Source organism: Kitasatospora sp. NPDC097691 (genome assembly GCF_040302665.1).
Taxonomy (GTDB): Bacteria; Actinomycetota; Actinomycetes; order Streptomycetales; family Streptomycetaceae; genus Kitasatospora.
The window spans coordinates 62,851-69,375 of the sequence record NZ_JBEORY010000046.1 but is presented as its reverse complement, the minus strand read 5'-3'; the positions used below and the strand labels follow the sequence as shown (position 1 = coordinate 69,375).

The 6,525-nt window shown below is 70.2% G+C and carries 9 protein-coding genes; 5 read left to right on the top strand and 4 right to left on the bottom strand.

What is annotated here, in order from left to right:
• Both ABTY56_RS27075 and ABTY56_RS27070 read left to right on the top strand, forming a co-directional pair.
• The coding region (locus ABTY56_RS27075; protein ID WP_350631786.1) for an EAL domain-containing protein at positions 1-459 on the top strand (459 nt) is incomplete at its 5' end.
• 118 nt (positions 460-577) lie between these two features.
• Positions 578-814 (top strand): helix-turn-helix domain-containing protein, encoded by a 237-nt coding sequence (locus ABTY56_RS27070; protein ID WP_350631785.1) that lies wholly within the window; start codon positions 578-580, stop codon positions 812-814.
• Positions 815-965: 151 nt separating this feature from the next.
• Here the strand turns inward: ABTY56_RS27070 and ABTY56_RS27065 are convergent, their stop codons facing one another.
• The 3 genes from ABTY56_RS27065 to ABTY56_RS27055 form a co-directional block, all read right to left on the bottom strand.
• Complete coding sequence (locus tag ABTY56_RS27065; protein WP_350631784.1) at positions 966-1,982, bottom strand: ScbA/BarX family gamma-butyrolactone biosynthesis protein; 1,017 nt, start codon at positions 1,980-1,982, stop codon at positions 966-968.
• Between the two features lie 238 nt (positions 1,983-2,220).
• Positions 2,221-2,406 (bottom strand): DUF397 domain-containing protein, encoded by a 186-nt coding sequence (locus ABTY56_RS27060; protein ID WP_350631783.1) that lies wholly within the window; start codon positions 2,404-2,406, stop codon positions 2,221-2,223.
• A 2-nt stretch (positions 2,407-2,408) separates the two neighbouring features.
• Entirely contained in the window at positions 2,409-3,281 is an 873-nt protein-coding gene (locus tag ABTY56_RS27055) for a helix-turn-helix domain-containing protein (protein WP_350631782.1), read from the bottom strand.
• 130 nt (positions 3,282-3,411) lie between these two features.
• Here ABTY56_RS27055 and ABTY56_RS27050 point away from each other — a divergent pair, with 130 nt between their 5' ends.
• Together ABTY56_RS27050 and ABTY56_RS27045 are read left to right on the top strand one after the other, a co-directional pair.
• Positions 3,412-3,882 carry an ATP-binding protein gene (locus ABTY56_RS27050; RefSeq protein WP_350631781.1) on the top strand — a complete coding sequence of 157 codons (471 nt, stop codon included), beginning with the start codon at positions 3,412-3,414 and terminating at the stop codon, positions 3,880-3,882.
• Between the two features lie 217 nt (positions 3,883-4,099).
• Positions 4,100-4,627 (top strand): peptidylprolyl isomerase, encoded by a 528-nt coding sequence (locus ABTY56_RS27045; RefSeq protein WP_350631780.1) that lies wholly within the window; start codon positions 4,100-4,102, stop codon positions 4,625-4,627.
• Positions 4,628-4,708: 81 nt separating this feature from the next.
• On the opposite strand, the gene ABTY56_RS27040 is transcribed toward ABTY56_RS27045, so the two are convergent.
• On the bottom strand, positions 4,709-5,446 hold the full coding sequence (locus ABTY56_RS27040; RefSeq protein WP_350631779.1) for a hypothetical protein: 738 nt from the start codon (positions 5,444-5,446) through the stop codon (positions 4,709-4,711).
• Positions 5,447-5,597: 151 nt separating this feature from the next.
• On the opposite strand from ABTY56_RS27040, the gene ABTY56_RS27035 reads away from it, so the two are divergent.
• Positions 5,598-6,521: a phosphotransferase family protein gene (locus ABTY56_RS27035; RefSeq protein WP_350631778.1), complete on the top strand. Its 924-nt coding sequence runs from the start codon at positions 5,598-5,600 to the stop codon at positions 6,519-6,521.
• Positions 6,522-6,525: the final 4 nt, after the last annotated feature.

Genomic DNA, 6,525 nt, shown 5'->3' with positions numbered 1-6,525 from the left:
CAGGCCATCGCCACCTCGGGCATCGACCCGCACACCCTCGTGCTGGAGCTCACCGAGTCCGTCCTGATGCGCCGCGACGACCGCATCCACGCCGACATGGCCACCCTCTCCGCCCTCGGCGTCGGCATCGCCATCGACGACTTCGGCACCGGCTACTCCTCCCTCTCCTACCTCCGCGAGTTCCCGATCTCCCTCCTCAAGATCGACAAGTCCTTCATCGACGGACTCGGCCACTCCCGGCAGCAGTACGCCCTGGTCGAGGGCATCGCCCGGATCGCCGACACCCTCGGTGTCCAGGTCATCGCCGAGGGCATCGAGCACCCCGAACAGCGCGACCTGCTCGCCGCCATGGGCTGCCCGCTCGGCCAGGGCTACCTCTTCGCCCACCCCATGGACTCCCCGCACGCCCGCGCCCTCGTCCGCGACACCGCCCTACGAGCCGGCGTGAAGGGCGCGTGACGCCTGCCGGCGATCCGCAACCAAGCTGCGGTCAAGGAAACTTGACCTCCGCTTGCCCCGCAGGCGTTCTGGTCGCGTGCCAGACTGTGCGGCCCCCACTCGCCGACGAGGAGCTTCGGTGGACCACGCGCGCCCCCTGATCGAGGACTTCCCCGCCCACCCCGACGGCGACCCGGCCGCCGCGCTGGCCGGCGCCGTCCGCGAGCGCCGCACCGCCCTGGGCCTGTCCGTCCCCGACCTCGCCGAGCGCTCCGGCCTCTCGGAGCGCCAGGTCCGCGCCGTGGAGGCCGGCCACGCCATGCCCACCCTGCCGCTGCTGACGGCCCTCTCCGCGGGGCTGAAGCCGGCCCCCTGAGCCCGGGTACGCCGAGTCGGCCCGCAGAGGCTGGTACGCGACGCGAAAGGCCCCGTCCGCGGCTGCGGACGGGGCCTTTCGGCATGGACCCCGGGGTGCGGCGTGGTTCGGCGCACCGCGAACCGGCACGCGGAGGGGGCGATGCCGGTCCTCAGCCGCCGACCACGTCATAGGCGAAACGATTCTGCACAGCGCCGGCGTCCTGCCCGGTCCGGGTCAGGTGCACCCGGGCGCGGGCGATCTGCGCGTCCTCCTGCGCCATGGCGATCTCGAACGCGACGGTGTCGGCGGCGGGCTGGTCGACGACCCGCACCACGCAGTCGGTCGGCAGCTCGAACTCGCCGAAGCGGGTGAACTCCGTCTGCACCCGGGAGAGCAGCAGGCCGCGCGGCGACCACCCGAACAGCTCATGAGCCGCGTACATGGCCGACTGGCGGAAGCCCTCGAAGATCACCGCGCCCGGGATGTGGTCCAGCGGGTGATCGAAGAACGCCGGGTTGTCCTGGTCGACCACGACCTGGGTGCGGACCTCGCGGTCGCCCACCTCCGCCCCGGCGAGCACGACGTTCTGCGCGGCGGAACGGCCTACGGTGACGGCGGCGACCCGGCGGCCGGTCCGGTGCGACCGGTCCGGGGTGAGGTCGAGCACGGCGCGGCCGCTACGGCGTATCCGGTCCCAGGCCCCGCCGGGCATCCACTGCGCGTACGTGCGCATCGTCGCGGCCTCCCGCCCGTCGACCGACATGACCAGGTCGAGGGTGCTGCCGGTGACGGCGCCGCCCCGCTGCTTCAGCCCGGCCACCCGGACGCGGAGCTCGGCGTGCCCGGGGCGGGCGCCGATGACCAGCGCCGCCGGGTCGGCGACCTCCAGCTCCCCGCTGATGAAGACGAACTTGTTGTCGAGCGGCGCACCGAGGAAGGTGTGGTCGACGTAGATCGAGGCCTGGCGGAAGACCTCGATGAGCAGCATCGAGTCGTAGGTGGCGGGCGCCGTGACGTGGTCGCTGTAGTAGCTGTGGACGCGTGGCAGCTGCGCGGCGACGAGGAACTCCTCGCCGGAGACCCGGGCGGAGTCGGTGAGGAAGACCTCACAGATGGCGGCCCGGTGGACGGTTCCGCGCGGGACGGTGTTCGAGTAGGTCAGAGCACGATCAAGGATTACGGACATGGCTGAGCTTCCCCCTAGCACTCCTGCGTGTGCGTACCCCTCCGATCCGAGGTGCGGGCGTGAGCGTACCTCCGTTCCCAGTGAAGCTACTACTGTCACACCGGCCACACGGAAGCGATCACGTGTACGAGAAGCCCGAATGCTCCTTTTACGGGAATTGCCCAGGTCAACAGCCCGGCAGCGGGCACGCCAACGGCCCGCCGCCCGGTAGGCGGTGGGCCGTTGAGAAGAGGTCCGGTCAGACCTCGGTGGTGGCGGCGAACTTCACGAACGCCCGCCAGGCGGCCGGCTCGAAGGCCAGCTGCGGGCCGCTCTTGTCCTTGGAGTCACGCACGTGGACGGCACCGGAGGCCCCGGCGACCTCGATGCACTCAGCGCCTTCATTGCTGCTGTAGCTGCTCTTGAACCACGCCAGCTCGGCCATGTTCATCGCTCTCCCAGGATCATTTCGATCAAGGCCAAGGACTCCCTCATGTTGAGTGCCTGCCCCCTGAGGGTGCCGTATCGTGCCGCCATGAGACGGACTTCCTCGGGGTCCGTGATCAGGCGGTTTACGTGCTGCACCTCAACGTACGCGATCTGCGCGCGCCCCGAAGGGGTAAGGAGCGTAAACGCCCCACCCATTCCCGCGTTCTCGGGTGCATCGAGAGGCATGATCTGCAGCTCCAGGCCGCGGATTTCGGCGACTTTGAGCAGCCGTTCAAGCTGCTCTCGATGGACGTCCCACCCCCCGATGGGGCGGCGGAGAACGCTCTCGTCGATCACCCAGCTCATCGTCGGCAACGGCCACCGCGAGAGGATCTCCTGCCGTGCAAGCCGGGCTGCCACCCATGTGTCGATTTGCTCCACGGAGAGCCACGGCCTGCGCATCTCGTAGAGCGCCCGAGCGTGGGATTCGGTCTGCAGCAGCCCAGGGACGAGCAGGGTGCTGTAGCCGTGGATCTCAACGGCCTTGGCCTCCTCGGACGTGAAGGCCCTGTTGAACGCCGGGTGCCGAGTGGCCACCCGGACCTTCGCCTTCATCACGTCGTCCGCGACGGCCCGGAGCACCCCACCCGCATTGAGGAGGTCGTCGGCCATCGTCAGGAACTCGATCCTCGGCGTCCGCACCCCCCGCTCCATCGCGCCGATCTGGTCCTCGCTGTAACCCGTCATCTTGGCCAGGTCCCGCTGCGTGTAGCCGGCCCGCTCCCGGAAGAGCTTGATCAGCTTCCCCACTGCGCTGTAGAACTCCGCGACCCCGTCGGAGTTCTCCGCCGTCTCGCCGTCGTCGAAGACCGTGCGCTCGACGCCACCCACGGCAATCACCCGCCCTTTCGATCGATTGATCCGGGCCACCCGACAGGACAACCCTCCGCATCCGTACATGCACAATGCGTGCCCGCCGAATGCATGGTCAGCGTACGTCCGCGCCGTCACGCTTCTGCCCATGACGACCGAACTCCCCCTCGCCGACGCCCGCCGGCACACCATCACCCTCGCCGCCTCGCCCAAGGGCGCGGCGATCTGCCGGCGTATCGCCAGACGTCAACTCACCGTCTGGGGGCTGAACTCGACGCACACCGAGCCGTACTACTCCGCGCTGTTGATCGTCGCGGAGCTGGCGGCGAACGCGATCACGCACGGACGCGTTCCGGGGCGCGGGTTCGAGCTGCACCTCGCGCTCACCACCACCGCGCGCCGGGGCACCACCCTCCGCATCGCCATCAGCGACCCCAGGGGCGACCGCAGCCCCGTCCTCCCCACCATCCACACCCCCAACGCCCAGTCCGGCCGCGGCCTCACCCTCATCGACGCCCTCTGCGACCGCTGGGGCACCATCCCCCGCCACCCCAACGCCAAGACCGTCTGGGCCGAACTCGACCTCGCCACCACCCACGACTCCCCCGATGCCACCTGAACCCCGCCATAGCGAGGGCGACGTCACGCCCACCACGACCACGGCCCCGACCACGACAAGCCCGTGAAGGACACAAGGAGTGGGAAGTCGAACGAGCCGACTTCCCACTCCTTCTGCCACGTCACTCATGCGGGTGAGATGCCGTGTTGTCGCCCCGGGTTCGTCCGTCCAGGCCGGAAGACTGTCCGCGCCAGTAGGACACACCGAAGGACTTGCCATGGCAGAAGAGCTGTACGCGACGCTGAAGACCAACCAGGGCGACATCGTGATCCGGCTGCTGCCGAACCACGCCCCGAAGACCGTGAAGAACTTCGTGGAACTCGCCACCGGTGAACGGCAGTGGATCGACCCGAACACCGGGCAGCCGAGCAACGGGAAGCTGTACGACGGCACGGTCTTCCACCGGGTCATCGAGGGCTTCATGATCCAAGGCGGTGACCCGCTGGGCAACGGCACCGGCGGGCCGGGGTACCAGTTCGCCGACGAGTTCCACCCGGACCTGGCGTTCACCAAGCCCTATCTGCTCGCCATGGCCAACGCCGGGCCCGGCACCAACGGCTCCCAGTTCTTCATCACCGTCGGGCCGACCACCTGGCTCACCGGCAAGCACACCATCTTCGGCGAGGTCGCGGACGCGGCGAGCCAGCGGGTCGTCGACGCCATCTCCGCGACGGAGACCGACCCCCGCAACGACCGCCCGGCCAAGGACGTCGTCATCGAGTCGGTCGTCATCGAGACCCGCTGACCGGCGAGGGCCCACCCGCCCGAGGGCCCACCCGCCCCCGGAGTGGGAAGTCGGCCCGCCCGACTTCCCACTCCCACCCCGCTACGGCCGGTCGGCGGCCGGCTGCGCGAGCGCGAGCCCGGTCCACCGTTCCCACTCCTCCGCGTGACTGCCGGCCGCCGTCGCCCGCGCGACCGCCGCGGCCGCCTCGGTCCCGTCGGTCCCGTCGGTCCCGTCGGGGATCGGCTCACCGTCGCGGCACAGCAGCACCAGCGGCCAGACCGGCGTGCCCGAGGCCTCACCGTCGAAGGCGTGCCAGTCCCACGCCGCGTCGAACCGCCAGGCACGCCCGTCCCGGTCGGCGACCTCGTCGCCCGGCTCGAGGAACGCGTACGGGCGGAAGAGCAGTTCGACACTGATCGGCTCACCGCCGGCCGGGTCGAACGCGTAACCCTGGTCCTCGAAGTCGGGTTCGTACACCTCTCCCTGCCGCAGGACCTCGACGTAGCACGCGGGCCGCGGCAGCAGGCCGGTGACCATCGGCGGGTCGTAGTACTCCACCGACTGGACGTGCACCACGGTCGGGGGCATCCCCACCCGGCAGGTGTCGCCCGGCCTCAGCTCCGTCTCCACCGGCTCCGTCCGGAAGATCTCCCACTCGCGGGCGGCAGGAAGCGGCATCGCACGGCCGCCGTTCCAGTGGATGCCCTCGGCCTGCGGGTCCGCCGCCCACCACGGGCACCGCACCGAGACGTGGTAGCGGGAGACCTCGGTGACCGTGGTCTCGGTGAACGGGCACTCCAGCCGCAGCACGTCGCCCGGTCGGTAGTCATGGATCATGGGCGGCATTCTGCCCGCCCCCACCGACAGCGGCCGAGAACGGGTATACCGGCCCCGTGAGCACCGACCAGGCGTCCTCCTGCGTGTTCGGCACGTGGTCGGCCCGGGAAAGTCCGGTGCATCGATGAACTGCCGGCCCTAGCATGCGCGGGTGAACCTTTCGCAGCTCGGCGAGCCGATCCGGCCGATGATCCGCGTCCACGGCGGGTTCGCCAACCGGACGTACCGGCTCGACACCGACCAAGGGTCGTTCGCAGTCAAGGAGTTGAACCTCGTCGACCGCCGCTCGGCCTATCACGTCGAGGACGTGTTCAGGCTCGAGCGGGCGGCCTTCGCCGCCGGCATCCCGATGCCGGAGCCGATCTCGGCCGACCAGCACACGCTCGTCCACCGATGGGTCGAGGGCGAAACGGTGCCCGAAGCACCGGTGTCGCCGGCGTACGCGTTCGAGATCGGTGAGATCCTCGCGCGCATCCACGCGCTCGACGTCGCGTGGACCCCCGCGTCGGTCGAGGAACCGACGCCACGGGACTGGCCCGAGCTCGCCGCGCGGGCGGTGGCGACCGGACAGCCGTGGGCCGACGAACTCGCCTCCCACGTCGAGACGTTCCTCGCGATCGCCCACGTCGTCGACACCTGCGAACGGCCCGGCCCCGTCGTACTGACCCACAAGGACATCCACCCGTGGAACCTGCTGGCCCGGGAGGGCCGGCCGGTGGTGCTCGACTGGGAGCTCTCGGGCATGCTCGACCTGTCCGGCGAGCTCGGCTCGACCGCGCTCAGCCTCGCGAAGGGACCCGGCTTCGACAACATCAAGCCCGCCGTCTTCCGCTCGGTCCTCGACGGCTACGCCGCGGGGGGCGGAGCACTGCCGCCGCCGGGCCCGAGCTGGTTCGTGTTCATGATCGACGGCTGGCTGGGGCACACGAGGCGCAACATCCTCCGGTGCCTCACCGGCGTCGAGGCGAGCACCGGCCCCGACCTCGCACTGTCGCACGAGGTCGCGCGCAACGGCGTCCACGGCCTCCCCGACCTGTTCGGCCGACTTCCGGAACTTGAGGCGCTGCTCCTGTGACAGT